At 55.3% G+C, this 26,545-nt stretch carries 21 protein-coding genes and 3 tRNA genes; 10 read left to right on the top strand and 14 right to left on the bottom strand.

The window, feature by feature from the left end; genetic code table 11:
- Nucleotides 1-88: 88 nt before the first annotated feature.
- Genes EL361_RS13985 through EL361_RS13975 form a run of 3 tightly spaced genes read right to left on the bottom strand, consistent with a single transcriptional unit; the run spans nt 89 to nt 2,880 of the window.
- Complete coding sequence (locus EL361_RS13985) at nt 89-976, bottom strand: HNH endonuclease (RefSeq protein WP_126380566.1); 888 nt, start codon at nt 974-976, stop codon at nt 89-91.
- Nucleotides 963-1,676, bottom strand: a complete 714-nt coding sequence (locus EL361_RS13980) for an OmpA family protein (RefSeq protein ID WP_126380565.1) — start codon at nt 1,674-1,676, stop codon at nt 963-965. The genes EL361_RS13985 and EL361_RS13980 overlap by 14 nt, the downstream gene beginning before the upstream one ends.
- Nucleotides 1,660-2,880, bottom strand: coding sequence for a MotA/TolQ/ExbB proton channel family protein (locus EL361_RS13975; protein WP_126380563.1), 1,221 nt, complete (start codon nt 2,878-2,880; stop codon nt 1,660-1,662). Before EL361_RS13975 ends, EL361_RS13980 begins: the two co-directional genes overlap by 17 nt.
- A gap of 529 nt (nt 2,881-3,409) precedes the next feature.
- On the opposite strand from EL361_RS13975, the gene EL361_RS13970 reads away from it, so the two are divergent.
- The 4 genes from EL361_RS13970 (at nt 3,410) to EL361_RS13955 (ending at nt 7,570) form a co-directional block, all read left to right on the top strand.
- On the top strand, nt 3,410-4,015 hold the full coding sequence (locus EL361_RS13970; RefSeq protein ID WP_126380561.1) for a C39 family peptidase: 606 nt from the start codon (nt 3,410-3,412) through the stop codon (nt 4,013-4,015).
- Between the two features lie 298 nt (nt 4,016-4,313).
- Nucleotides 4,314-5,642 carry a sigma-54 interaction domain-containing protein gene (locus EL361_RS13965; RefSeq protein WP_126380558.1) on the top strand — a complete coding sequence of 443 codons (1,329 nt, stop codon included), beginning with the start codon at nt 4,314-4,316 and terminating at the stop codon, nt 5,640-5,642.
- Between the two features lie 208 nt (nt 5,643-5,850).
- The gene (locus EL361_RS13960; protein ID WP_126380556.1) at nt 5,851-7,149 is read left to right on the top strand and encodes a (Fe-S)-binding protein; all 1,299 of its coding nucleotides are present in this window, start codon (nt 5,851-5,853) and stop codon (nt 7,147-7,149) included.
- Nucleotides 7,136-7,570, top strand: a complete 435-nt coding sequence (locus EL361_RS13955) for a hypothetical protein (RefSeq protein ID WP_126380555.1) — start codon at nt 7,136-7,138, stop codon at nt 7,568-7,570. Before EL361_RS13960 ends, EL361_RS13955 begins: the two co-directional genes overlap by 14 nt.
- Nucleotides 7,571-8,080: 510 nt before the next feature.
- On the opposite strand, the gene EL361_RS13950 is transcribed toward EL361_RS13955, so the two are convergent.
- A tRNA-Phe gene (locus tag EL361_RS13950) sits at nt 8,081-8,156 on the bottom strand.
- Between the two features lie 232 nt (nt 8,157-8,388).
- Here EL361_RS13950 and msrA point away from each other — a divergent pair.
- On the top strand, nt 8,389-8,994 hold the full coding sequence (gene msrA, locus EL361_RS13945; RefSeq protein ID WP_126380553.1) for a peptide-methionine (S)-S-oxide reductase MsrA: 606 nt from the start codon (nt 8,389-8,391) through the stop codon (nt 8,992-8,994).
- A 307-nt stretch (nt 8,995-9,301) separates the two neighbouring features.
- Here msrA and EL361_RS13940 read toward each other — a convergent pair whose 3' ends face one another.
- From EL361_RS13940 to EL361_RS13900, 10 genes are all read right to left on the bottom strand, one after another.
- Nucleotides 9,302-10,684: a HAMP domain-containing sensor histidine kinase gene (locus EL361_RS13940; protein WP_126380551.1), complete on the bottom strand. Its 1,383-nt coding sequence runs from the start codon at nt 10,682-10,684 to the stop codon at nt 9,302-9,304.
- Complete coding sequence (locus tag EL361_RS13935; protein ID WP_126380549.1) at nt 10,681-11,379, bottom strand: response regulator; 699 nt, start codon at nt 11,377-11,379, stop codon at nt 10,681-10,683. The genes EL361_RS13940 and EL361_RS13935 overlap by 4 nt, the downstream gene beginning before the upstream one ends.
- A gap of 314 nt (nt 11,380-11,693) precedes the next feature.
- Nucleotides 11,694-12,407 (bottom strand): DUF554 domain-containing protein, encoded by a 714-nt coding sequence (locus EL361_RS13930; protein WP_126380547.1) that lies wholly within the window; start codon nt 12,405-12,407, stop codon nt 11,694-11,696.
- A 144-nt stretch (nt 12,408-12,551) separates the two neighbouring features.
- Nucleotides 12,552-12,872 carry a DUF190 domain-containing protein gene (locus tag EL361_RS13925; RefSeq protein ID WP_232034791.1) on the bottom strand — a complete coding sequence of 107 codons (321 nt, stop codon included), beginning with the start codon at nt 12,870-12,872 and terminating at the stop codon, nt 12,552-12,554.
- A gap of 228 nt (nt 12,873-13,100) precedes the next feature.
- Nucleotides 13,101-13,793 carry a Crp/Fnr family transcriptional regulator gene (locus EL361_RS13920; RefSeq protein WP_126380545.1) on the bottom strand — a complete coding sequence of 231 codons (693 nt, stop codon included), beginning with the start codon at nt 13,791-13,793 and terminating at the stop codon, nt 13,101-13,103.
- A 7-nt stretch (nt 13,794-13,800) separates the two neighbouring features.
- A complete protein-coding gene (locus EL361_RS17120) occupies nt 13,801-13,941 on the bottom strand; it encodes a CBS domain-containing protein (protein WP_172961766.1) in 141 nt (46 codons plus the stop codon).
- 34 nt (nt 13,942-13,975) lie between these two features.
- Nucleotides 13,976-14,794, bottom strand: a complete 819-nt coding sequence (locus EL361_RS13915; protein WP_126380543.1) for a patatin-like phospholipase family protein — start codon at nt 14,792-14,794, stop codon at nt 13,976-13,978.
- A 48-nt stretch (nt 14,795-14,842) separates the two neighbouring features.
- On the bottom strand, nt 14,843-16,282 hold the full coding sequence (gene cls, locus EL361_RS13910; RefSeq protein WP_126380541.1) for a cardiolipin synthase: 1,440 nt from the start codon (nt 16,280-16,282) through the stop codon (nt 14,843-14,845).
- 131 nt (nt 16,283-16,413) lie between these two features.
- Nucleotides 16,414-18,228 (bottom strand): chloride channel protein, encoded by a 1,815-nt coding sequence (locus EL361_RS13905; protein WP_126380539.1) that lies wholly within the window; start codon nt 18,226-18,228, stop codon nt 16,414-16,416.
- A 9-nt stretch (nt 18,229-18,237) separates the two neighbouring features.
- A complete protein-coding gene (locus tag EL361_RS13900) occupies nt 18,238-19,179 on the bottom strand; it encodes a bifunctional riboflavin kinase/FAD synthetase (protein WP_126380537.1) in 942 nt (313 codons plus the stop codon).
- Between the two features lie 188 nt (nt 19,180-19,367).
- On the opposite strand from EL361_RS13900, the gene EL361_RS13895 reads away from it, so the two are divergent.
- The 5 genes from EL361_RS13895 to EL361_RS13875 all read left to right on the top strand — a co-directional run bounded on the left by EL361_RS13895 (nt 19,368) and on the right by EL361_RS13875 (nt 26,508).
- Nucleotides 19,368-19,454 (top strand) — tRNA-Leu (locus EL361_RS13895).
- Nucleotides 19,455-19,642: 188 nt separating this feature from the next.
- Nucleotides 19,643-19,729: transfer RNA gene (locus EL361_RS13890), tRNA-Leu, on the top strand.
- Between the two features lie 415 nt (nt 19,730-20,144).
- Nucleotides 20,145-21,887, top strand: coding sequence for a porin family protein (locus EL361_RS13885; RefSeq protein ID WP_126380535.1), 1,743 nt, complete (start codon nt 20,145-20,147; stop codon nt 21,885-21,887).
- A complete protein-coding gene (locus tag EL361_RS13880) occupies nt 21,887-22,327 on the top strand; it encodes a hypothetical protein (protein WP_126380533.1) in 441 nt (146 codons plus the stop codon). Before EL361_RS13885 ends, EL361_RS13880 begins: the two co-directional genes overlap by 1 nt.
- A 20-nt stretch (nt 22,328-22,347) precedes the next feature.
- Nucleotides 22,348-26,508: a hypothetical protein gene (locus EL361_RS13875; RefSeq protein ID WP_126380531.1), complete on the top strand. Its 4,161-nt coding sequence runs from the start codon at nt 22,348-22,350 to the stop codon at nt 26,506-26,508.
- The last annotated feature ends 37 nt before the right edge of the window (nt 26,509-26,545 follow it).

The following is a 26,545-nucleotide window of genomic DNA, read 5'->3' as shown; positions in this document are numbered from 1 at the left end:
GGCAGGGGATTTGTTTTTGATGGTAGATCAAAATGCTAAAATAAGAGACTTGGCCCTCTTTTTCCTGATCTCCCTAATTCCGCGATGGCTAATCAAGACTCAGAATTCCTTGTTCTTTTCTAAGCTTTTTAATTTGGTTAATCATCTGAATAAAATTAGGATTCCCTAACATATGTGTATGCCTTGACTGGCGTGCATGACAGTCGGCGCAAAAAACTCTCAAGTTAGAACGGTTATTGTTTTGACCATCGCCATCAATATGATGGAGATGGAGACAGTGCTGAGCATCTTGGCAGTTTACACTACACATTTGACAACGATAGTTTTCCCTCTCCTTGTATCTCCTTGCAACTTCTGGGTGGTCGGGCGCATACTTCTCCTTGGTAATAACCTGCTCTGTCCGACGTATCGTTTTGGGTATGTCAGGTTGGTAGGCATTGAAAAACTTTTCCAAAGAATAATGATTTGGCAGCATCCCACGAGCAGCAAGCATTTCTCGGCAATTCTTACACAACTCTAACTCCAAGATATGTTCCTTCGCTCGCGGAGGTGATTGTACGATTACCGGAAATAATCCATCGCTCCTTGTGGTTGAAACGTATCTGCTCAACCGACCGTCAGCTATCATTGATTGAATTGTTGCACAGTTGCAGAGGTGATATCTATAGGTACTGGTTTTACGGTAGAGATTCACCCCATATGACTGTTTTTTGATGTAGGCACATGCCTTGAGACCATTGATTTCGATTGTATCATCTTTGGCTATAGTTATCCTTACATCTTCACTGTCGAGCGAGATTGCTCCAGCCTCAAGCCGCTTGCCAAATTGTATTACAGGGTTCTCAACTTCTACTTCCCTAAAATTTTTGGATTGATACGTAAGGCTAACAGGCTTAATCTCAGGGATCGTCTGGATTCCCATACTCACCAAAAGTTCTTTAATTTCTAAACAGCTTAAATAATCAGGGAATTTCATTGTTTAGCTGCTCCACAATTTCCACAATTTTTTGCTCAGCGTTCGTACGTGTCCTAAATTCAACACGCCTGGAAAAGCGCTTCAATTCACAACCTTGTTCGTCCTTGACCAATCGGCTTGAGGAGAGCCCATTCGCAGTTACATACTTCTCCATCTTCCCTTTTTGCTCTTCATTGGCAGCCAGCCCGAAGCAGTAGCGCAAGACAGACCTAGTCCTGTCCTGAGATAGACGCATGTTGTGAAAATATGCTTTTTCATGTGCGACATCACCATTTCCCCATTCTGACGATGTATGACCTTCGATTCTTATTTCTTCAATGCAGTCTTGGTACTCATGAGAAAAAAGAACCTGTAGATATCGTGGAAAAAAATCATCAAGGATAGTCTTAAATTGGTTTGTAACTTCGGCGCTTCCAGTTTGAAAAAGAACATCAGGTTCCATAAATTGAACAGAGAGTGTATCTTTGTCTATTCTAGCCTTCCACCTAGGCAAATCGCCTTTAAATTCGTCCATCAATGAATTATATAGGCTCACCTGTGTTTCTTGGTATGCGACAGCTACTTTTTTTATTCTTTTCTGCCCCTCTTCTACGTTCCTCATGTAGGCAATCGCAATAAAGAGAAAGACCAGCATAAGACCGGACATAAGATCAGAAATTGAAGGCCAGTAGCTTTCTTCTTTTTTAGCCCATGCGTCCATTACCACCCTCCGCAATCGACAGAACGTCTCTTAATTTCTCGGTAAGAGGAAGGTAATCTGAAGCAAATTTCCCAGAGAGCGCCGACAGAGAACCCGCAAGTGAATTAAGAGATTTTGTAAGCTCTTCCTCAAGACTTTTTTCGATAGCCTTAGTATGATTTTGAACCTCGGTAGAGAGCTGTTTGAAGCCATCAGAAAGCTCTTCAGTAGTTCTCCCCACAAAATCGTTAGTTTCTGTTTGAAGTACCTGAATTTCATTCACAATTTTATTCATTTTAGCTGAAATCTCCGGCACAACCTTTGACGCTTCTTGTCCCATGTCGCGAACGGACTTGATGGCAGACTCAAGCAACATGTTTTGGCTTGCTATCGCTTTTGTATGCTCGTCTAACTCTGCTCCTGACACAGAAATTGCTGTAAGACTTTGATCTATGCTTTCGAATGTACCATCCAACTGTACGAGGCGATCTACTACGTTTTCAAACGTGTCGTGAAGCTGTTTCATCTTGGAATAGGAATCTTTCAGATTTTCTTGGTTTTCTTCGATTGATATTCTGTATTGTTGCTGCCAATCATTAAGACTGATCATCGCAGAAGAAAGCTCTTTGAATGATTCACTAACGAGTTCATTCAGCATTGCATTGAAATCATTTACAACTTTTTGAAGTTCATCAACGAGAGAAGCAGATGCAATTTTTGAAAACTCATCAGCAAACTCTTTAAACGCTTGCTTCGTTTCTCTTCTGCTATCTATCAACTCTTGGCGAATGAGCTTTACTTGAGACACTAAAGAATATTCTTCATCAGATTTAAAGCATGACACAATTGCATCTTCTATTCTACGCAAGCTTGTAACCGGATCATTTGATGCTTTTACAGATTTATCGTCAGACCACGAGTAATAAAATTTTAGAATTATTGAAGTGGACATGCCAGCAAGAGAGGTTGCAAAAGCAGTTTTCATACCCCGTAAAAGCTCAGGAATGCTTTCCGATATATGTGCTTCGTCAAACCCCATAAGGCCAACAAATATGCCATAAAAAGTCCCCAAGATACCTAAAGATATTGCAACTCCAGGCAAAGAAGACACAAGCTGCCCTCTACCAATTTCACCTCTCATGATTCCAAACACAAGACACAAAGCTATTACAATAAAAAAGATATTGTTAGTGGCAGTGAAAACACTACTGAAATCCATATTCATAGACGAAACCTACCTTCTGAGTGTGGCTTAATACAGCAGCTAACGTTGCCTAAGGTTGGACGCATTTTCATGGCAACGCTAGCTATATACGGCGGGTATCGCATTTGCAATATGGAGTTTGCAATTACGTAGAAATGTGGAGGAAGAAGAATGGGGTCAGGTCTTTCATCTTAGCGTTCCAACCGGACAAAGCTTCTACCTCGCACATGCTTCCTTCAAAAACTAATCGAAAGCCATAGCATCTCGCCTATTTCAGTTTTCATCGTGCAAATCGCTTGTGCCCCAGTCACCAAAGCAAACGAATTCGTCAATATGATGAAAAATGGCGGGGCACTCTATCGTGATGGATCAGCAGATCAAAAGCACTCGGATAATTTTCTGATGTTAATTCATCTCTTGATATAGAGAGGAAGCTTTTGCTTCCTTTGATTGCGCAGTCGTGCTAGTGAAACAGCCGACATTGCAGGGCAAAGTTGTTTCAACATCGCTTCACATCTAATGCGACCCGCCATTTACTCAGGAGTTATTAATGACCAACAGAAACGCACTGTTCTCTTTCTGCGCTATCTTTGTACTCTTGGCAGGATGTACAGCTGGAAAACAGATTCACGTTCCAGCTGAGTATCAACCGTCTGGAACCAAAGTTTTGAATGTACCCCACATACAACAAAACAATGGCTATGCTTGTGCGGCTATATCTTTGGCGCAGATAATGTCATTTTACGACAACACAAATTACTCTGGGGATGAAGTCTGGGATCGTTCAGGGGCGAGCGCAACTGATGTCGAAAAACGTGGAAATAACATTCCATCTTTGTCCAAGGCTGCTCAGTCATACGGCTTTAACGATATGCAATTCATGACTACGAACCTTGGGACAATTGAATACCTTATTGACAATGGAATTCCTGTTTTGGTCAACGTTCGCCAAAAAAGAGGCAGCCATGCGGTTGTAATCGATGGTTACAATAGCACACAAATTCACATTGTTGATCCTATCAGGGGCTACTTCTGGGAGGATAAAGACTCTTTCAAAAAGCGTTGGTGGGCAAACCTGTCCCATCCCAAAGGGAAAAAGTGGAATTCTGCTTTTGTCTTGATGCCCAAAGGGACCAATCTGTTTACAAAGAGCTAGGCTGGCTCGCCACAACTCAATCAGGGATGGAAGGTGTTCGCCTTCCATCCTTTTCCTTATTGTGGATTCGTTGACGACTCCGTTCCTCAAAACCACATCCATCCAGCGCATCCGAAACAATTCGCTTCGGCACATTCCCGTGCCGGGCGAGGGAAGCAGGGGGACAGAGTGGAGCTACCCACACGAAGAAAGGCTGGCGGATCGACTTCATATCCCCTTTTACTACTGGGGGTTTTGCTCACGGCTATCGAAAGTGGTATCTTTCACGGAACTCTTTCTTTGAACCGTGAGGTGCGTCATGGATGGGGACTATACCTCCATCGGAGTCCGGCAAGTCCTGGATAGCGTCGCCGTAGGCGTTTTCGCTGTCGATCACGACTGGCGAATCTCCTTTTTCAATCGCGAGGCGGAGCGCATCACCGGCTACACGGCGGATGAAGCCCTGGGAATGCAGTGCCGGGACGTGTTTGGTTCTCAGCGCTGCGCCAAGCGCTGCTATCTGCGCAAGGCCATAAAATTCGGTAAAAACGTTATCAAGGTGCGCCTTGAAATACTCAATCGCCACAAGCGACGCATCCCTCTGGAGATCACGGCAGCAGTGCTGCGCGATGAGAACGGAAAAGTAGTTGGAGGGGTGGAATCCCTCCTTGATCTGACCGCCCGACAAGTCCTGGAAAAACACGTGCGCCAATCGTACCGGTTCGCCGACATGGTGGGCAGAGCTCCGGCCATGCGGCGACTATTCGATACAGTCAAGGTCGTAGCCTCAACCAACGCAACGTTACTCCTCCAGGGCGAAACAGGCACGGGCAAGGATATTCTGGCCCGGGTCATCCACAACCTCGGAGAACGGGCTTCCGGGCCTTTCGTCAAGGTCAACTGCGCGGCCATTCCAGCCAATCTCTTCGAATCCGAACTATTCGGCTACCGCAAAGGAGCCTTCACCGACGCCAAGGCGGACAGGTCAGGCCTGTTCGCCAGAGCCGAGGGAGGGACGATATTTCTGGACGAGGTGGGTGACATCCCTCTGGAGAGTCAGGCCAAGCTTTTGCAGGTTTTGGACGAAGGCATATACCTCCCTTTGGGGGCCACGGAACCTGAAAACGTGGACGTCCGTCTCCTGGCCGCCACCAATCGGAATCTGGCCGCAAAAGTGTCGTGTGGGGAGTTCCGCTCCGATCTCTATTACCGTTTGCGGGTGGTGGAGTTGCATCTGCCTCCCCTGCGTGAGCGCCATGGCGACATCCCCCTGCTTCTGGACCATTTCCTGGCTGAATTCGCGGCCACGACGGGCAAAAACTTCGACGGATTCGAGCCAGAGGCCTTTCAAGTCCTCTTGGCGCATGACTATCCGGGCAATGTGCGGGAATTGCGCCACGTGGTCGAACACGGGGTGATTTTGGCCTCGGAGGAAATCGTCCGCGCCAGAGATCTGCCACCGTATCTCACCCGTGACCGGGGCGCGACCACAGCCCAGCCTGCACCGCTTCCGGACAGTCACTCCGCAGAACGTGCCGAATTGCGCCGAATTCTGGATGCCCATGGCTGGCGCGCGGCCGAGACCGCTCGAACGCTTGGTGTCCATCGCTCCACCCTATGGCGCAGGCGCAGAAAGCTCGGACTCTGATCCCACCCTCTTTCGATCGGTGCATGTTGCGCAACATCGGTTGCATTCGTGCGACATCGGTTGCGCACCTTGTCTGCTTCGTTGTCGCAGTGCTTCTGCAACAGTCTGAAAATGTATTCTTTTTTTCTTGGCGTGTTTTGGCTCCGGTTTTGCTTTTCCCTGGCAGTCACACACATCCGGTGTGGGGCCATCTGTCAGGGAGGTCACCATGGGCGAAGCAGCCGTTCTTACCGCAAATCCTCAAAAGTCCCTGTTTATGAACAAGGTCAAGGCTCTTCTGCCCGAGGGGGGGAACCTGAACATGTGCCTGACCTGCGGAGCATGCTCCGCCGGATGTCCTGCCACGGGCCTCGAGGACATGAATCCCCGAAAATTCCTGCGCATGGCCGCTCTGGGCCTGGACGAGGAGGTGACCTCCACTCCTTGGGTTTGGATGTGCACCATGTGCCGCCGCTGCGTCTACGCATGTCCCATGGCGGTGGATATCCCCCAGCTGGTGTATTATGCCCGCCAATCATGGCCCAGGGATCAACGTCCCAAGGGCATCATCGGCTCCTGTGACCAGGCTCTGAAAAATTCCAGTAACAGCGCCATGGGAGCATCCAGTGATGATTTTGTCTTCGTGGTCGAGGATGTTCTCGAAGAAGTCCGCGAGAGCCAAACAGGCTTTGAGGATCTTCAGGCTTCCATTGACCGGGAAGGCGCATATTATTTCCTGAATCAAAATTCCCGTGAACCCGTCACCGAACCCGATGAGATGGTCCCGTTGTGGAAGATCCTGCACCAAGTAGGGGCGGATTGGACCTATGGCACCCAGGGGTGGGCTGCCGAGAACTACTGCATGTTCCTGGCAGATGATCAGGCCTGGGAACAGGTCGTGCGCAACAAGGCCGCTGCAGTGGACGCGCTGGGGTGCAAGGTCTGGCTCAACACCGAATGAGGCCACGAATTCTACGCAGTCCGGGCCGGACTGCAGAAGTTCAATGTGGAGCACGAGTTCGAAATGGAGAGCATCATCCGCCTGTATGCCCGCTGGATACGGGAGGGAAAACTCCCAGTGAACTCCGATTGGAACAAGGACCTTGGGATAACCTTCACGGTTCAGGACCCCTGTCAGCTCGTCCGAAAATCCCTTGGTGATCCCGTTGCCGAGGACCTGCGTTTTGTTGTGCGATCCGTGGTGGGCGGGGAGAACTTCATCGACATGTGGCCGAACAAGTCCAACAACTACTGCTGCGGCGGTGGGGGTGGATTCCTGCAGTCCGGGTATTCGGATGCGCGCCGGGCATACGGTCGTATCAAGCTCGATCAGATCCTGCAGACCGGAGCGGACTACTGTATCGCCCCCTGCCACAATTGCCATTCCCAGATTCATGATCTGTCGGAACACTTCGAGGCGGGGTTCCCCGTGGTGCACCTCTGGACCCTAATCTGCTTGTCTCTCGGGATATTGGGCGAAAATGAGCGTGAATATCTGGGGTCGGACCTCAGAGATGTGGGACTCTAACGAAGGCCGCATGGAGATCGAAGGCCTTTCCTCTTTTGACATCGATGTCCGGCGATGCCTGCATGTGCTCGGGTTTTATCTGGCGGCAATAACCTGCCAGGGATCTCACCAACCCGTAAAGGAACACAGAGTTGGTGTGCTGGAAACCGGCATGGAAGGAACAAGATACTGCCTTCGGTTCCTATGCGGGACTGAGCGATCAAGGCGGATTACAGTGGTCATGGACAAGCCCTATCCCCAGCAGTTCGTGGTCGGGCGGTTGCTGGCTAACGGCTCGTCAAGGCTCTGCCAGACTGGCGCATGCCTCTTCGTTGGCTATCTGATGAATGAAGGCCTGCTGGAGGATTTTATGCGCGATCTGGAGGAGTCCCTGTTGCTGTGTGCCCTGCCCGAGCACAGGAGACCACGGCAAATGAACTGATCATGGAAAACCTTCCCTTTCCCTTAGCCAAGCGAAAGAGAAATCATGAATTGTTATGGCTGAACAGAGTGCTGAACTGATGGTGCAAGAAGTGGTGCCAGGGCCTCGGGCGGAAGGTTGAAGCCGAGCAGGATGTAACCGCCTTTTTTGAGAAACTTCACGGTACAGCGCCCATGAAGAGGGAGAACTGAAACATGAACTCCAGAGCCAGTCCCAGAACGTGACAGAGCAGGCAGCAGATGATCCCCGCGTGAGCCTCGGTAATGGCCCTTTGCGATTTCGTTCAGCGCGGCAATGGCTCCTGGTCTGAACCTGTCTAAAGGTTTCCCCACCCGGAACTCTGAAATGGGGCACCTTTTGTATTGTAGCGCTTTAAAACCAACAGCCACCAAATCCATGCACCTCAGCAGAATCGCAATCTTTTCCCATCTGCCCAAGACAAAAACAGGCTCCTCGCCCACAACGAAAAAGGCCCTTGAGACGTTAATCTCGAAGGCCTTGATTTCTTAGTGGTGCCGAGGGACAGAATTGAACTGCCGACACGGGGATTTTCAGTCCCCTGCTCTACCAACTGAGCTACCTCGGCCCGTCGGAGAGCGATTAATTAGCTAACCACGGCAGGATTGGCAAGCCCTTTTTGCATCCAAACACATTTTTCTTGGGCAAAACCGCCATAGCATCGCCTCACCTTCCGTTCTTTGAACGGGGGTACCATGACGAAATGGTTACCAGCCATGGCCCCGCGGCAGGCACCATCATCTGAAGGCATTCACTTTTCCCATCCGGGCCTTATCTTATGCAGTGCAAGGAGAAACACCATGAAGATACTACTCTTTCTCATCGGAGGTTTGCTGGCCATGACCACAACCGCATACACCCAGACCAACACCCCGGACGCCACTCCGGCCCGCGCCATCTTCGCAGGCGGATGCTTCTGGTGCATGGAGCATCCCTTCGACGAACTCGACGGCGTGGCCTCCACCACCCCCGGCTACATTGGCGGCGAAACCACCAACCCCACCTACCAGGAAGTCTCCTCGGGCGGCACAGGCCACACAGAAGCCATGCTGGTGGAGTATGACCCCGCCAAGGTGAGCTACGAGACGCTGCTTACGGTGTTCTGGAAGAATATCGACCCCACGGATGCGGGCGGACAGTTCTGCGACCGTGGTAGCCAATATCGCTCTGGTATCTTCCCGCTGGATGACGAACAGATGCGACTGGCTCAGGCCTCCAAGGTCGCGCTGGGGGAAACTGGCAAGCTGCCCGGCAAGGTGGTCACGGAAGTCACCCTCGCTGGCCCCTTCTGGCCCGCCGAGGAATACCACCACGACTACTACAAGCGAAATCCCATCCGCTACAAGTACTACCGCTTCGGCTGTGGCCGCGACAAGCGCCTGAAGGAGCTGTGGGGAGCAGAATAGACCCCTTCCCCAACAAAATAGAAACGCCCTCATCGCAGGGCGTTTTTTTTGGCCAACCGCCAGCGTCCATCCCGACATGAAGAACACACCGCACGAATGCTGGGGACACAGCTTATATGTCTTGGCTTTGCAGGACGCTTAAGAGTGATCAAATGCCAGGCGCAAGAACAGTTCAAGACCGACATGTACCCAAACGTACACAAGGGGTTGAACGGCTCGCAGTACACCACGGGCGCAAGATCTTGCAGGCCCGAGAACCCGCTAACAATTCACTTCACAACCCAGACAGCTGTTTTTCAACAGCTTGCTAGGCCAGAGGGAGTTCAAAACGAACCCGCAACCCCTCACGGGTATTACGCGCCCGCACGCTGCCATGGTGCCGCTCCACAATCCTGCGCACCAGAGCCAGCCCCATGCCGAACCCGTCCTCGCGCGGCACACCGGCTCGGTGGAAGGGCCTGAAGATTGCGTCCAGCTCCTCGGGGGGCAACGGATCATGAGTATTCACGACGGACACCACCACGCGCCCCTCATCGACCTGCACGGTCAATCCGATGGCGCCACCCTCGGCGCAGAACTTCACGGCATTGTCCAAGAGGTTGGAGACTGCGGAATCAAGATCCGAGCGTCGGCCAAGCACCACGGCTCCGTCAGCGCAATCCACCTGCAAATCAAACCCGGCTCGCTCAATAGCCACATCGAACCGCTCACTCACGCGCAAGGCCAGCTGGGACATATCCACGGGTTTGGGCCGCCGCTCGGGCTCCCGTAAATCCAGACGCGAGAGTTCCAGAATGCTGCCGATCAAACGGTCCAGGTGCTCCACCTCTTCCCGGATGCTGTTCAGATGCCGCTCACAGCCCGTGGCTCCGATCTTCTCGGCATGTTCACGCACCAGCTCCTCGGAGATGCGCAACCGCGCCAGAGGACTCCGCAGCTCGTGCGAAACATTGGCCACAAGCTCACGCGCCCCGCGAATCATGTTTTCCAGACTATCGGCCATGATATTGAAGGCCTGCCCCAGTTCGCCGATCTCATCACGACGGGTGCAACAGGTGCTGAACCTGCGGGACAGGTCGCCCCGTGCGTATTCCAGAATGGTGGCCTGCAACCGCCGGACTGGTGCCGTGACCAACCGCGAAATAGGCAGGATCATCAGGGCCACCACCAGACCGATGACCAGCAGCCCCTTCAGGAACTTCATGCCGATCTCGCGTGGTTCATCACGATCCTGGAAGATGGCATGGAACGTGGCCGGACCCCAGCGCCCCAACACCATGGGCACGTCCACCCGGTGCAATTCGCTGTTCTCGTCCTTGCTGATGGTCACGCCCTCGAACTCGAAATGGCGCTCGGGGTTAATGATTGCCGCCGGACCGTCAAAGGTCGAGACAAGGATCTCCCCCTGCTCGTTCTCCAGCCAGACATCGGCCTCGTACAACTCGGACATGGATTTGAGCACCTGCATCAGGCGCGGATTCTCGGCGGGTACGACATCGGGCTGGGCATTCAGGGTCTCGTTGATGAGCATCTTGCCCAATTCGGCCTGGGCCCGAATATCAAAGGCGTCGTCCTCTTCCACCACACCCCAAAACATCCAGGTAAACCATCCGGCCACCAGCAGAATCGCCAGCACCAGCACAACAACGAAAGAAATCAGAAGCTTGGTGTAAACCGAATGCAGCCTCATCCATCGCTCCGAAAGCGATAGCCCGTGCCCCAGACGGTCATGATGCGATCGGCATGTTCAGCATAAGGCTTCAGTTCGGCTCGCAGCTTGGAGACATGTACATCAATGCTGCGATCATAGGCCTCAAAGGCCTTGCCCCAGACCTTGTCCATGAGCTGATCACGCGACAGGGCACGGTCCGGGTGACGCATGAACACTTCCAGCAGGCGGCATTCCGTGGAGGCCAGAATGACCTCATCATCGCCCACCACAAGAACGGAACGGGACAAATCGAGCTTCAGGCCGCCAGCCTCGATCATGCCCACACACGCCTCGACCTGCTCCGGAGTCTCCTCCACCCGGCGCAGGACAGCCTTCATGCGGGCCAGCAGCTCGCGCGGGTTGAAAGGTTTGGGCACGTAGTCGTCCGCCCCCAGCTCCAGCCCCACGATACGGTCCGAATCCTCGCCCTTGGCTGTGAGCATGATCACCGGCACCCGCGACTCCCGGCGAATGTCCCGCAGCACGTCGATGCCGTCCTTGCCAGGCATCATCACGTCCAGAATCACGATGTCCGGAGCAACCTCGCTGATCTTCTCACAGGCATTGTTGCCATCCGGCAAGGAGGTCACCACCATGCCGTAACCCTGGAGAAATTCACTCAAAAGAGCCTGAAGCTTTGCGTCATCGTCAATGACAAGTACTGTACGTTCCATGCCCCATGTATAGCCACCGTACTGCATATCGGGCAACCGCGCCGGAGAGCGATTTACACCTTTTTACATCTTTTAGCGCCATCGTCGCACTTTCTGACGCCCGGTGAAGTAATCCACACTCCTGTCACAGGCGCTGCTCCCCTCCCCCCATACGGGGGCAACGCACCATGTGCACACTTCCAGTCCTTCCCCGGACATCCCGAACAAAGGCCGGGAAGAGCCCCTTCCCGGCCTTTCATTATCCCCCCAATCCGCCATCATTCAACGGCGCCTGGCCCATTGCCCTTCCTGATCACACAACCTCCTCAGCATATTCAGACCACAAATGCGGTCCACACCCACGACAACGGCATGGCAAGAAGCAGAGCCGGAATCATACTGGCAACGGGCAGTTGCTTAATCCCACAAATGCGAATGCCAGTGGCCAGCATAACCAGCCCGCCACAAGCGGAAAAATCCGCCAGCATATCTGGGGTGGCCAAAGGCATAATCAGTGTGGCTCCGAGATAGAGCAAAGCCTGGATTGCGAATTGTGGCACTACCAGCAGAGCGACAGAGAAGCCCATCGTTGAAGCGAAGATGGGAGCGGTAAAGAAATCCAGAATCGACTTGACGATGAGTAAGGTGGGGTCCCCGGTCATCCCTTCGCTCATTGAGCCATAGATCCCTGTACCACTCATACTGAAAAGGACGAGCAGAGCGACATATTTATCCAGAAATTCCTCCTGGCTGATCGTTCCCTTGGCAGGCACTATTTTTTCAACCCACGTCCGTGCCCTGCCAGCAGCTTTCTGGATCAGCCCCTCCAGTTGAATGATTTCTCCGAAAAGGGTCCCAAGCACCAGTGCAAGAACGACCGGTGCAAGAAATTTGACTTTGACGATCATGACCACGCCAAGACCCATGGAAGCACAACCGAAGGCCATGGGCATCTGCTGCCGGATATTGACGCTCAGCCTCGGACCGATAAGGACACCGGCAACACTCCCGATGACGAGAGCCGCTCCATTCACATACGGACCTATCATACTCATTCCTTTGAATGTGCGTGCTTAAGCGCACAACATTGTTGGAAGCATTGTTAAGAGGGAAATGACAAACGATGAGACAGACGGCTTGACGGGATCGCCAGCCGCTCCCAAAAGAACTGAAAGCTCAAGAAGCAAAAATCGTCAGCGGTCCGTGGTAAAACCAAACTCAATTTCTGACTTTGTATAGAAGACTCGGATTCGATGCTCTGCAAGAAGAGCCTTCAACGCTTCATATTCTTCGGCAGTAAGAGCCATTGCCACCTGAAGGGGCAGGTCTTCGAGATCAAAATAATTATCGGAATGAAAACGGCCGTCATGGCCAAATCCTTTCTCCCCGGAAAAAAGCGTCGCGCCACCGACGCCCAGTTTTTTTGCTTCTTCGATAATCCACCTTGCCAAGGGGATGCCTTCATGAGTGCGGCTTTGCTGCGTAAAAAAGGTGACGAAATATCCTTGCATCATCTACTCCCTGTGGCATCGTTTGCTTTTCTGGCAATGCCCTGATCGTTCGGAAATCGCTGCATGCCGAACCACCTGTTTCGGCATGTCTGCACAGCATGACCAAAACCAACGGTTGCAGGCATACGTAAACAGAGACAAGAGGCAACAGGACGATTCCCTCAAGGCATCTGTTTATCCAAAACAAGGAGGAGGAACAATGAGCCCGGTCACTGAAACGAATATTCCAGTTCAGACAATGAAAAACGGGCTGGTCGATAAGTCGTCAAGCCGGGGCTTATCGGTAATTCTGATGGCACCACGCGATTTGGAGATAAGGCCACCGTCCTGAAGGCGGGAAATGACCCGTGCCGCAGTTTCGCGGGAGGTGCCCACAAGTTCCGCGACATCGTTGTTTGTCAGAGGCAAGTCAGGTCCAATTCGTGAAGACAGCATGCTCAGTGCGTTCAGAATGCGATTTTCGACACTTTCATCGATCATATCAAGAATTCGTGTGTAGGCCCCATCGAGCAGATCTCCTATTGTACTGAGAATGCCCGCGGCAACATCCGGATTATTGAGAACCCAAGGCTTGAAGACCAAACAGGGAATGACAATGACACTGGCCTTTTCAACGACACGGGCAGAAAACAGGTGGGCTCGGGTTCGAAAACAGGTAACAGCGTTCAGCGGAGTGCCCCTTACGGCAATGCGGTAGGTGAAGACCTTGCCAGTGGCTGATTCCCTGGACATGACAACTCGTCCACTTTCCACAAAATAATACTGATCCGCATCATCACCGATGGTAAAGATGTGTTCCCCCTTGTCAAAATGAAGTCGGCTTGCATTTTGAGCCAATTCGGCAAGAGCAGAGGACGTCGCACGGTTCAGATTGCTATCTTCCCGCAACGTTTCGATTATTTTTCGGAATGCTACGTCTTTCATGGAGAACCTATCCTAGCGTGTCTCTCCCCAAAATTATCGACAAGTGAATGGAGCCGAGGATAACATTGGAATCATCGGTGTGCACCACGGTAATCTGCCCATTGTCGGTGTCCACGAACTCCATCAGCGCGGCACAAAGGTCGTCCATGGCCACCCGCCTACGGTTTTGATGGCTGCAAGGCCTAGAGCAGGCGCTCCAATTCGGTCCGCAGACGTTCTACCTCAGGCTTGGCGGCAGCCAATATCTCCTCGGCTTTGTAGAACTCCAGAACCTTGACGCCGGGCACCTGCATATTCAGAAGAATATGCGGCTGTGCCAGACGCAATTTCTCGCGCACGATGGAATGCTGCATAATCTGGAAAGTGTTGAACACGGCCTCCAAAAAATCCGGTTCGGGATCCTTGCCCGGACTGCGACGCCCCATCACATCCACAGCGATAACGATATCGCAGTCATCCATGAGCAGGTCGAAGGGAACGGGATTCACGGCCCCCCCATCGATGAGCACTCGCTCCCCCATGGTCACGGGGGTAAAGATCCCTGGTAAAGCCATGCTGGCACGCACCGCGGGCAGCACATCCCCGGAATCCAGAACCACCTGCTCCCGCTTCCAGAAATCCGTCGCCACCACCTCCAGGGGGATCTCCAGTTCTTCAAACTGCGTCACCTGCATCAGCCGGGCAAGCTGCTCCAGAAAACGGTCCCCCTTGATGAGCCCGCTGATTCCGAAATTGGGATCAATAAGCGACAAGAGCTGCGAATAATCACGCGACAGGAACCCCTCTCCGCTGTGGCCGTTCTCGCCCAACAGCGTCAGCACATCACGCCGGATCTGACGCGGAGGAATGCCCGAGGCATACAAAGCGCCCACCACGGCGCCGACGCTGGCTCCGGACACGCGTTGGGCCCGCAGCCCCATGTCCGCCAGCGCCTCCAGTACAGCCAGATGCGCCAGCCCTCTGGCTCCACCGCTTCCCAGGGCCAATCCTATGGTCTTCATGATTTCTCCGTATGAATGCGCCAACTCTTGAGGGAGGGGCAGCCCGGGCTAGAGCACCGGGGCCAACAGGCGCGATACCTTGGCCGCCACGCGGAACGGCAAGGGTTTGTTCAGGTAATCTCCGGCGCGGACCTCGGTCGAGGCCTCGAAATCGCCTTTGAACATCTCCCGCACCCGGACAACCATCTCCGGGTCCAGGCACAGCAGCGTCAATTCGAAATTCAAACGCATGGAGCGGTTATCCAGATTTGCCGTGCCTACTCCAGCCAGGCGATCGTCCACCAGAAATGCCTTCTGATGCAAAAAGCCCTGCCCATAGCGGTAGAAGGACACGCCCAGCAGGTCCAGTTGTGGCAAGTAGGTGTATCCGGCCAACTGGACCACCACATGGTCGGCCCGCCGAGGCAGAAGGATACGCACATCCACACCGCGTAGGGCCGCGGCCTGCAAGGCCGCCACCACCGCCAGGTCGGGCACGAAATAGGGGCTGGAAATCCAGATTCGCTCCCGGGCCATGTTGATGGCATGCACGAACATCAGAGCGCAGGACTCCAGATCGTCTGCCGGGCCGCTGGGCAGGGCCAGCATGTCTCCGCCTGTTTCAGCATCGTCATCCGCCTCCCAGGGGCTCCAGTCCACATACGGAATCAGCTCGTGCGTGGCCCAGTACCAATCCTGCATGAACACGGCCTGCACGGCCCGCACAAGGGGGCCGCAGACCCGCAGATGCGTATCCCGCCAGGGGCCGCGCCGCGTGCGACCCCGGTATTCGTCGCCGACGTTGTGCCCGCCCACATAGGCGAACCTGCCGTCGATGACGGTAATCTTGCGGTGATTACGAAAATTCAGCTGGAAGCGGTTGGCCCAGCCCCGGCGGGTGGTGCCGAAGCCCTCGACCTCGATCCCTGCGGCGCGCAGGTCCTCCAGCCAGGCCCCGGGCAGGGCGTGACAGCCGATCTCGTCGTAGAGCAGATGTACCCGTATCCCGGCCCGGGCGCGGTCCTTCATGGCATCGGCCAGCTCACGGCCCAGTTCGTCGTCGCGGATGATGTAGTACTGCAACAGCACATAACGCTGGGCCGCGCGGATGTCCGTCAGCATGGCCCGGAAGGTGGCAGTGCCGTCCTGGAGCAACTCGGCCCGGTTATCCGTGGTGAAAGGCAGGCCTGCCAAGCGCTCGAAAGGCAAAAAATCGGGGTCCAGGGACGCGCGCGGAGTGCGTCTGTCCTGACGCAACAACTCGCGAATGGTCTCGGTCTCGACAACGTGCTCTTCCTGCCCCTGGCGCAGGGCCTCCAGATAACCATGGAACCGGGCCCGGCCGAAAATCCAATATATGGGAAGGGAGACCACGGGAAAGGTCACCAGACACACGGCCCAGGCCACCGCTCCCTGAGAGGTACGCGTACGCATCACCGCGTGCAGGGCGGCAAAGATGCCCAGTAGCTCGATGACCACATAGGCCGCAGTAATTAATTCAAATAACATGATGCCCTTGGCATACGGGAATGTATGGACTCAGGGCAACACCCAACGGCACGAAAAAGCAAAAGGCCGCCCGGATCAGGGCAAACCGAAGGCGGAGAAGACAGGTTTGGCGGCTGGGAACCTGGTTGGAATCAATCCTTGAGGAAACAGATGTTCTCGCCCTCGGCGATATCATCGATGGACGAGCGATAGGCCTTGAACACGTCCTCACGATTGATGAGGCCGAGAATCACGTTGGGGTCGTCGGTGTGCACCACGGGGATCTGCCCGTAGTCGGTGTCCACGAACTTCATCAGCGCGGTGTAGAGGTCGTCCATGGGCTTCAGGGTCGCGGGCTTGCCCGCCAGATCGCGCACCACCACCAGGTCGAACAGGCAGGACTCGAACAGCACCTTGCGCACGTCCTTCACACCCAGGATGCCGGTGATGCGATCCTCGGCGTTCCGCACCGGGAAATACAACTCGTTGGAGTTGGCGATGATGTCGGTCATGGCCTTCAGGGTGGTGCCTTCCTCCAGGGTCGTCACAAGGCCCGGGCGGAAGAAATCGCGCACCTTCAGGGACTCCAGAATATTGATGGTCATGTCCTGGATATGGGCCGGGCTCTCGAACTTGTTCTCCACCTGATGCTCATAGAGCGAGGTGTTCTTGCCGAGCACGATGCACAACACGCTGGCCAGCATCAGCGGAGCCAGCAGGCCATAGCCCTCGGTCAGTTCGCAGACCATGATCAATGGCCCGATGGGTGCGTTGGCAACGCCGGCAAAGAAGGCCGCCATGCCCACCAGCACATAGCCTCCCGGTTGGGTCACGATGTCAGGAAAATAACGGTGTGCGATGTTGCCCACCACGCCGCCGCTCATGCCGCCCACAAACAGGGCAGGGGCGAACATGCCGCCGCTCATGCCCGAGCCGATGGTCACGGCCGTGGCCAGAATCTTGCCGAACAAAATGGCGACCATCAGAGACAGGGCAAGCTGGCCGTGGATAGCCATTTCCACCCAGCCGTAACCGCCGGTCAGTACCTCGGGGAACAGCATGCCCATGGTGCCCATCACCGCGCCGCCCAGGCCCATGGCCAGGATGACGTTGGTCTTGGCCGCCATGCGCTCGAAAACACGGAATTTCACGAACTCGAAGGTACGCACATGCACCCAGCCCGTGAACGAGCAGAACACGGCCAACAGCACATAAAACGGCAGTTCGAGCAGATTGGAGAATTCGAACCTGGGGATGCCGAAGATGGGATCAGTGCCGAAAAAGAAAGTGAACAGCGAATAGGCGATGACCGAGGAGATGACCGAAGGCAACACGGCCTCGGCCTCGAAATCCTCCTTGTAGATGACCTCGATGGCGGTCAGCGCGCCGCCCAGGGGTGCTCGGAAGATGGCCCCCAGACCGCCAGCTGCACCAGCCAGCAGCAGAATGCGCCGCTCCTTGGCCGAAAACTTGAACCGGTCGGAAATCCAGGAACCGATGGCCGCACCCACCAGAGAGATGGGGCCCTCACGCCCGGCGCTGCCGCCCGTGACAATGGTCAGGACCGAGGTCACCCCCTTGATCAACGCGGCCAGGGGACGGATCTTGCCTTCCTTGTTGTGGAAGGAACTGATCATGGTGTCGGTGCCGTCAGTGCCGCCGCCAATGGTCTCGGGAATGAAGCGCACCACCAGCCAGCCCGTGAGCAGGCCCACGGAAGTGGTCATCAGCGGGATCAACCAGGGCCGGAAAGACCCGGGCTCACCACCATGAAAGACCCGTTCACCAGCGGGCGCGGGCAGTTCCAGCCCCGCAAATTGAAAGAGGAACAGGTGCTTGAAATATTCTACACCCGTGAAAAACAGCACCGCCGCCAAGCCCGAGGCAATACCCACACCCACGGCAATGGCGAACCAACGCATGGACATGCTTTTGTACAGAGATTGGATATAGCCGGTGATGCTCATGAAACTGACCTAGGGTTGTGCCTGGGACGAGGACAGGATCTTTCGGCCCAGTTCGGTGTCGTGTGCAATCTGAGCCTTGAGCTCATCGATGCCGTTGAATTTCTTTTCGGAGCGCAGGCGCTGGACGAATTGAACCCGCAGCTCGTGGCCATAAATATTCCTGTCAAAGTCCATGATATGCACTTCCACGGACAGGGCTTCGTTGCCGAAGGTCGGGTTGTAGCCAATGTTGGCCACTGCGGGCAGGGTCTGCCCTTCGTAGGTCGCCCAGACCGCATACACCCCCATGGCCGGGAACAGCTCATCCACCAATTTCAGATTGGCGGTGGGAAAGCCCAGCAGCTTGCCGCCGCGATTGGCACCGTGCTGCACCTCGCCCTTGACCGTATAGAACCGGCCCAGCAACGGTCGTGCCTCCCAGACCTGACCAGACTTGACCAGATCGCGGATGCGGGTGGAGCTGACCACAGCGTCCTCCAGCATGAATGGACCCACACGCTCCACGCTGTAGTCGAACTTACGCCCCAACTCCGTAAGCAGCTCGTAGTTGCCTTTGCGGCCCTTGCCAAAGGCATAGTCATAGCCGATGACCATGTGCTTCATGTTCAGGGCGTCGACCAGATAACGGCGCACGAACTCCTCGGGCTCCAGTGCACCCATCTCCCGGGTAAACTCCAGCACCACGCACAATTCCACGCCCTGAGCGCTGATCAGCTCCAGCTTCTGGTCGATCAGGGTAATGAACGGCGGTGCGTGGCCGCTGGCCAAAACGCTCATGGGATGCGGATCAAAGGTCACGGCCACGGACTCGGCCGAGCAGGCCAGGGCCTTCTCCCGGGTCCGGGACAGGAGCTTCTGGTGGCCCTTGTGCACGCCATCGAAGTTGCCGATGGTCACGCAAGCGCCCCGCAGCGCATCCTGCAGTTCATCCAAATTTCTGACGACGATCATTCCTATTCCTTACTACTACGGTCAACTCTGGCAAGGGGCTTTGCTACCCCAAATGCGCCCCCCCTTCAAGCGGGGATGCAGAGGACATTTTCGCCCAACGCCAAGAGCCCGGAATACAAGACTTAAATTTTACAAGAAAAAAACCCTTGCCAAACAAATCCAAGGAGGATAAACACTCCCTTCCTGTTGCCGAAGTGGTGGAATTGGTAGACACGCTAGGTTCAGGGTCTAGTGAGGGCAACCTTGTGGGAGTTCGACTCTCCCCTTCGGCACCATCGAATTCAAAGGCTCCGGTCCACCATCCGGAGCCTTTTTCTTTGGTCCACACCCCGAGTACAGCATTCATTCAACCCGGAATCCTCCGGGTTTTTTCTTGCCCAACGCCATTTGCCCATACTCTATCCGGGGAGCCATCTTCTGCTTGCCAAAGCCAACCGGGAAGGATAAATACTCCCTTCCTGTTGCCGAAGTGGTGGAATTGGTAGACACGCTAGGTTCAGGGTCTAGTGAGGGCAACCTTGTGGGAGTTCGACTCTCCCCTTCGGCACCATCGAATTCAAAAGGCTCCGGTCCACCATCCGGAGCCTTTTTCTATTCTATCTCGAAACAACACCCTATCTGTTTTCATATATCCACGCCCCGAAGAGCCTTCGGAGCGTTATTGCTTATTCTCTCCTCCCCTCCTCGCACCCTCCTTCCATCGCCCTCTCGGGGCGAACCATCTTCACGACATCGTCATGCATTGGCACTTGATCCATTACAATCACGACATAACGGGCACTACAACAGCCCATTGAAAGCACAAAAAGCACTGGCACTAGCCGAAATTCAAAACATATCAAACTTTCTTTCGTCAGATATAGACCGCGCAAGCCAAGCAATGTTAAGAACCGTTAACGTTCAATACCCTTAGAGAGTGTTCAAACTCCGCATCAACCTACATCACTATTCGAGAACAGGCTGCCATGAGAACAGTATACGCCGTCCCGAAACTGCTTTGTCTCTTCCTGATCATCACCTTTTTGAATGCACCACTCCCACTCATGGCCGCTGAGGTCATCTTTCTGGGAAATGGAACCAGTGACGATGGAGCCCCCAAGGTCTATCCATCCTTTTCCATGGATAAACGCCTGGACGATCTGATGGATTTCGGGTCCTACGGCCAATACGGCGAGGATCGATCAGGCATGATTACGGGACGCATCGCAGTACAGGGTGAATATACCAGCGTACGCGGCAATCAGAGCAAATCCTTCTATCGCGACGACAACAAGGACCATCTGCTGGAACTTGACCTCAAGGTCTACGAGAAGCTCTTTTCAGACTACCAGTTCCAGGGCGAAGCCAACCTGCGCAAGACCGATAACCAGCGCATGGAATCCCGCAACGCCGTGGTCCTGAAGCAGTTGAATCTTTCTGTTTCCAACGATTACAACCTGTTCGAATTCGGTGACTTCTATTCGGACTTCAGCCGCTTCGTCATGGGTGCCAGCCTGGAAGGGGCCAATGTGGAACTGACCCCGGCCCCCTGGATCAGCACCAAGACCGTCGCGGCCCGGACCTACGAATCTGGAGACGGACTCTACCAGCGCAATGTCTACGGAGCCAAAGCCGACCTGATGCCCCTTGCCGACAGTCCCAGCGTCTCCCTGTGCCGCGTGGGCGTGCAGGTCGTCTCCGTGGACGATGACACCGGATCGCTCAAGAGTGATCCCAGCGCCACGGATCAGGACAACAATGTTGCGGGCCTCGACGGTGAACTCAGACTGCGCAATGGCGCTTCTCTCGTGTTCGAAGCCGCCCGCAGCGGATACATCGCCGATGAGGACGTCTCGGACCGCCGCCTCCACGGCACCGCCTGGCGCATCATGCCCGGCTACCGCTATAAGGACGTCCTGAATCTCAGATACCTTGCCTACCGGGTGGACCCCGAATTCAGAACCCTGGTGGGTTCGGCCTCCAGCGACAAACAGCAGCATCAACTATCGGCGGACTGGCGCATCAGCCCGGCCCATACCCTGACCCTGACCCAGAACTGGTACTGGGATGATCTGCCTAACAGCGACAAGGCCTACCGCACCCGCTACAACGAACAATATCTATCCCTCATGAGCCGCCCACTGGAAGACCGTAAGAATTTCTCCCTGCGCACCTACCTGAACCACCAGCGCAAGGACTCCAACGACGAGGCCAACACCGCCGATGCCAAGACCGTGACCCTTGGGGCCTCGATCAACGACCGTATCTGGGAGGCCAATGTCAGTGCCTTTGGCGAATACCGGCACTTCACGGCTCGGCCCCAGAGCGTGGACAATGAGGACGCCTGGCGTTACGGGCTGAACTTCAGTCGCGATTTCGACGTCTTTGCCCGCCGCCTGTACCTGTCCGCCGGATACACCGGCAATGTGCGTGACAACCACGCCACCGAGGGCCAGGACATGCAGCACGGGCTGACCTTCAATGGTCGCTACGAGGTCGCCGAACCGCTGACCATGAGCTTCGGCTACAACCTGCAGGACGCAGCCAACACCGGCGCGACCCAAGACTATCAGATCAACACCCGGTTCATGGAATTCGCCTACCGCCTGGCCGAGCAACGCAATACCGTGCTCAGCCTGCGCGGCGAACACAACGACTACGAATACGACACCGCGGGCGACGACTATTCCGAGGCCCGTTACTCCCTCAAATTCGTGAGTAATTTCTAATGAGACACCTTCGCCAATCATACATTGCATTGCTGCTGATCCTGATCCTCGGAGCCACGGGCTGCGCAGGACACAAAGCCGTTCACGCCGACCATGCCGATGGTCAGGCCCGGGCCGCAGTCCAGGACCTGCTGGACGCCTATGCCAATGGCCCGATGATGGCCTTTGCCGACCAGATCTCACAGGATTTCCTGCCCCTTCGCGCAGACTTTCTGAACCAGGTGGACACGGCCAAGAGCATTGATCAAGCCGTGCAGTTTGAGTTCTTCGTGAATCAGGTGCTGATGAAAAACCAGACCATGGCCGTCACTGTCAGCTGGAACAAGAAGGCGCAGACCTCCGCTGGTCAGACCATGGATCAAGGCCGCACGGAATTCGTCTTTCACGCCGAGAACGGCCTCTGGAAACTCTCACAAACCCGGGGCGACAACCCCTTCTAATACCCTGAGGATATGATTCCATGACACATACCCGCCGTCTTCCCCTGCCCGCGACTCAGGTTCTTGTCCTGTTCCTGTGCCTGTCCTTTATCCTTGCTCCCTCACCGTCACTGGCTGGTCCCAAAGCCGACAAGGTTGCCGGGCTGGGTCTTTCCCTGGCGCAGGCCACGGCTGAGAGCAAGGACGTGGCAAAGGCCGCCGAGGACGTTGCCAAGGACGAAATCTCGAACTGGGTGATGGGCCAGCTGGGTGGTTGGTCCGCCATCAAGGCCGTGAACAATTACAATGACCTGAACGACAAGGTCACCGAAATCACGGACATGATCGCCACGGTGCAGAACGTGGCCTCGCAGTTGGGCTCCGGTAACTACGATCAGGCCCTTATCGCCAGCACCGACACCATCGTGGGCAAGCTGAACAATCCGGCGGTCTCCGCCATCTGGGCCGCGTCCAAGGCCGCCTATGAATCGCATCTGCTGGTGCAATCCACGGGCGCAGCGCGCGACATCGAAGCCCTGTACGGCATCGTGGAGCACGACCGCATGATCATCGGCGAACAAAACCCCGACACCCCGGCCCAGATCAACGTCAATTCCGCCACTGTGGATTATTTCTTCCGCGACTATGTGGTCACAGATGCCGGAACCCGAGCCCTGGTCAAGAGTTACGTGACTACCGCCTTGGGCCAGGACTGGCCGGAACAGACCTGGGGCCAGTATCTCTCGGGCGCCATGGCTGTGGGGTCGGGTGTGGACACCAAACAGGCCGACGAGTTGGCAGCCCTGACCGGGGAGCTGGAAAACGTGGCCCGGGGCTGGATCCGCTCTCTGCTGACCGACGTCAACAAGCAGGCCATGGTCCGCTACCGCCAGATGCGTATGGATCAGGAACTGGCCAAGTTCCAGGACTTCGCCCAACGCATGGGCCGCTTCGTGAACAATGACCTGCCCCGCCTGCAGGGCCTGTATATGATGAAGGAGCGGGCCAAGAAAAGGCTGCCCGAGTTCAAAAAACAACTTGCTGAGAGCAGGGCCAAATTCCCTCCCTACGAAGCACGCATTGAAAAGGCCATGGAGGCTAAAAAAGAAGGAGAGAAGACCTCCATGTTCACCATCCTTTCCACTAGCACCCAGGAGCTGTGGGGCATCGTGACCGAGCTGAAGCGGGCCTCGGAAAGCGCCATGCACATCGATGCCGGTTTATCCACGGAGCTGGAGGCCGAAAGCAACCGCTGGTACCGGCTGCTGGAAAAGGTCCGCGACAGATTGGATGCAGCCGAGAAAATCCTCGACGAGGTCAAGGATAAATGGGCTTTGGAGCACGATAAAGCGACCAGAGAGAACAACGAATTCGACCGCCAGATCGTGGAGCGGTTGCGTAAGGCGGGCAAGCTTCCCGACCCACTGCCCGACTATCTGCAGCAACAGCCCATCGACGCCGTCCAGAATCGCGATCTCGTCATGGCCAAGGCCCAACGCTACAATATCGACACCGAGATAGGCCTCATGAGCGAGGTCGAAGCGGAAATACTGAAACACTACAATACCGGCCGCTTTGAACTGGCCAGCGAGGCCATCGCCCTGGCCCATGGTGACATCCAAAAAAGAATTACCGACCATTATGAAGGCCTGAGGAATGAGTTGAGTGACTTGGGCGCAAAGAACAAGGGCAAGGCGATGTATCTCGGAGAAGCCACCTCACTCCTGGAACAGTTCCAGAGCGAGGACGAGGCCTGGCTGGGGGCCGAGGTTTCCAGGCTGAATGCCATGAGCAAACCCTTCTATGAAATTGCCACATACGCCAGCGGCAAGTGGGATCAATACAACCGTTTCTTGCAGCAGATGGAAGATGCCCTGACCCCCAAGTTCTGGGAGCAGGGGCTGCCAACCTACGAACTGGACACCTATACCGCCATCAGCACATTCCCGAATGTGAAGGACCTGGCGGGAATGCCACACGCCATCAGGGCGCGGGTCTCGACCATGCAAGGCATGATTAAAGACGAAACCATGAACACGGAGCGCCAACGCCTGAAGGCCAGCCGACAGGTACTGGAGACCATGAAAGCCAAATGGAGGCTGTGGAAGAAGCCCAGCGCAAAGGAACTGCGCTACTTCGATGCCTTCGGCTTAGGGGGAGATGCCCCCGAACAGGCCATCGACAAACGGGTAACGGCCATCAACAACGCCCTGAACGGCTGGACCGGCTATCTGCCCAACTGGGAGTCAAAAATCACCCAGCACGAACGCTCTATCCGCACCAATAACAACAACATATTGCAGGACATCAGCTATCTGGCTCCCAAGGAAATGGAGATGACCATGTTCATCTTCAACCTGAGTCAACACGAACGGATGCTGATGTCAGACGATCGCGGCCAACTGAGCCCTTATGTCTATCTCAATGACGCGGGCGAGGGTGCGCTCATGGAGCCCTATCCGCACTTCATGACCACCACGGAACTGGCCAAATTCGGCCAGCAGTGGCTGACCAAACTCAAGAGCTACAAGGAATGGCCCTTCATCGCCAGGACCTTCCCGGGCGTGGTCAAATGGGCTGGCGAGGCCGCCGGAATGCCCCATGTCACCCCGGCCAGCGACGACAACATGATGTATCACTCCGCGCCCATGTACAAGAAGGACGTGGATCAGGCCATCAACAAGGCCAAGCGTCTGGACCATGAACAGGAAAAGACTTGGACCGAGGCCTTGGACGAGATCGCCAAGCTGGTCCCGCAGTCCCTGAAAAAAACCAAGAACGGCTGGTACACCGAGGACCAAACCCTGAATCTGGAAGACGACGCCCTGCGCGAGTCCAAAACCGGGGAGGCCTATGCCAAGCTGCTCGAACTACTGGACGAGTCCATAACCATGCGCGCCAACTATCTGAAGGCCCAGCGCAACGCCGCCGGTGCGGCAGAGCGAGAAGCCGCCATGAAGGCCGCCCAGGAGGCCGAGCTGGCCGAGTCCTATGACCTGGCTGCCCAGAGCATGTTCTACGTCACGGACGTGCGCCTGAACTCCAAAACCATCTACGACAATGCCGGCCAGATCACCGTCACCCGTGACAATCTGGACAATGGCCGCATCCGCATCACCGCCCGCCTCTCGGAGATCGAAGGGGTGGAGACCATGCTGCTGTCCATCGACGGTGGCCGCACCTGGGACCAAGCCCGTGTGGCCCGCGACATCGGGTTTGAATTTCTGCCCGCAGCGGGTCAGCGCTATGAGTTCGTGCTGCGTCTAAAGCGCGGCCCCGGCAAGGATGACGTGCAATTCAAGCTCATCCCCGGCAGTTGGGTCAGCTTTGAGAATGTGGACTATACCCAACTGGTCCTGAACACGGTCAAGGAACTGGCCGAGGCCTATGAACGCCAGAGCGTGGCAGGATTCTCGCGCCTGATCTCGCGCGACTATCTGGGCAACCGCGCCTTCCTGGAAGAAGGCGTCCGCTTTGACTTCGACATGTTCAGCGCCATTCAGCTCAAGATCTTCGTCAACCGCATCACCATGAGCAATGGGCAGGCCACCGTGGCCACCAAATGGGACAAGAAACAGATTCCGCGTTCCACGGGTCAGCAGCAGACCACCAGCGGCAAGACCACCATGACCTTCGTCATGGAGGACGGCGCCATGAAGATCCGCAACATGCGCGGAAACCTGCTGTATGCCACCCTGTCACCGGAGATTGCCGAGGCCAGCGGCCTGTCGCAGACCGTGGTGGATGATATCCGCACGGCGCGTGACGAGCGCAATGCGGTCCAGCCCGGTGCGGGCGAGACCGAAGATGGCGGCGGCGTTTCTGCTGGCTTGGCTAGCACCAATGCCACCATTACCAGCGCAGGCTTCCCCGGCACCCGCTACGACTTCGAAACAGCCAGCATCACCGCTGGTGGCAGTCAGGATCTGACCTTCGAGGGCAACATCATCATCGAGCAGGGCAGCGCGGTCTTCCAGACCTCGGCAAGCTCGTATGACAGTTTGAGCACGGCGCCGACTGCGGGTTACGGCTTCTTCCCCGGAGCCTCACCATATCCTGGCGTCTATGTCTTCAAGACCCATGAGGGCAACTACGGCAAGATGGAAATCCTGACGGAAACCACCGTGGCCGGTCCCATCACGAGATACACGATCCGCTTCGCGGTACAGGCGGATGGGAGTACGAATATCAGTACGAACTAAATTGCTGCGCAATGCAAAAAGACGAAAGGCAAGCATC

This window comes from Desulfovibrio ferrophilus (assembly GCF_003966735.1).
Taxonomy (GTDB): domain Bacteria; phylum Desulfobacterota; class Desulfovibrionia; order Desulfovibrionales; family Desulfovibrionaceae; genus Desulfovibrio_Q; species Desulfovibrio_Q ferrophilus.
Note: the sequence above shows the minus strand (reverse complement) of the source record. Positions and strands in the feature narration are given on the sequence as shown.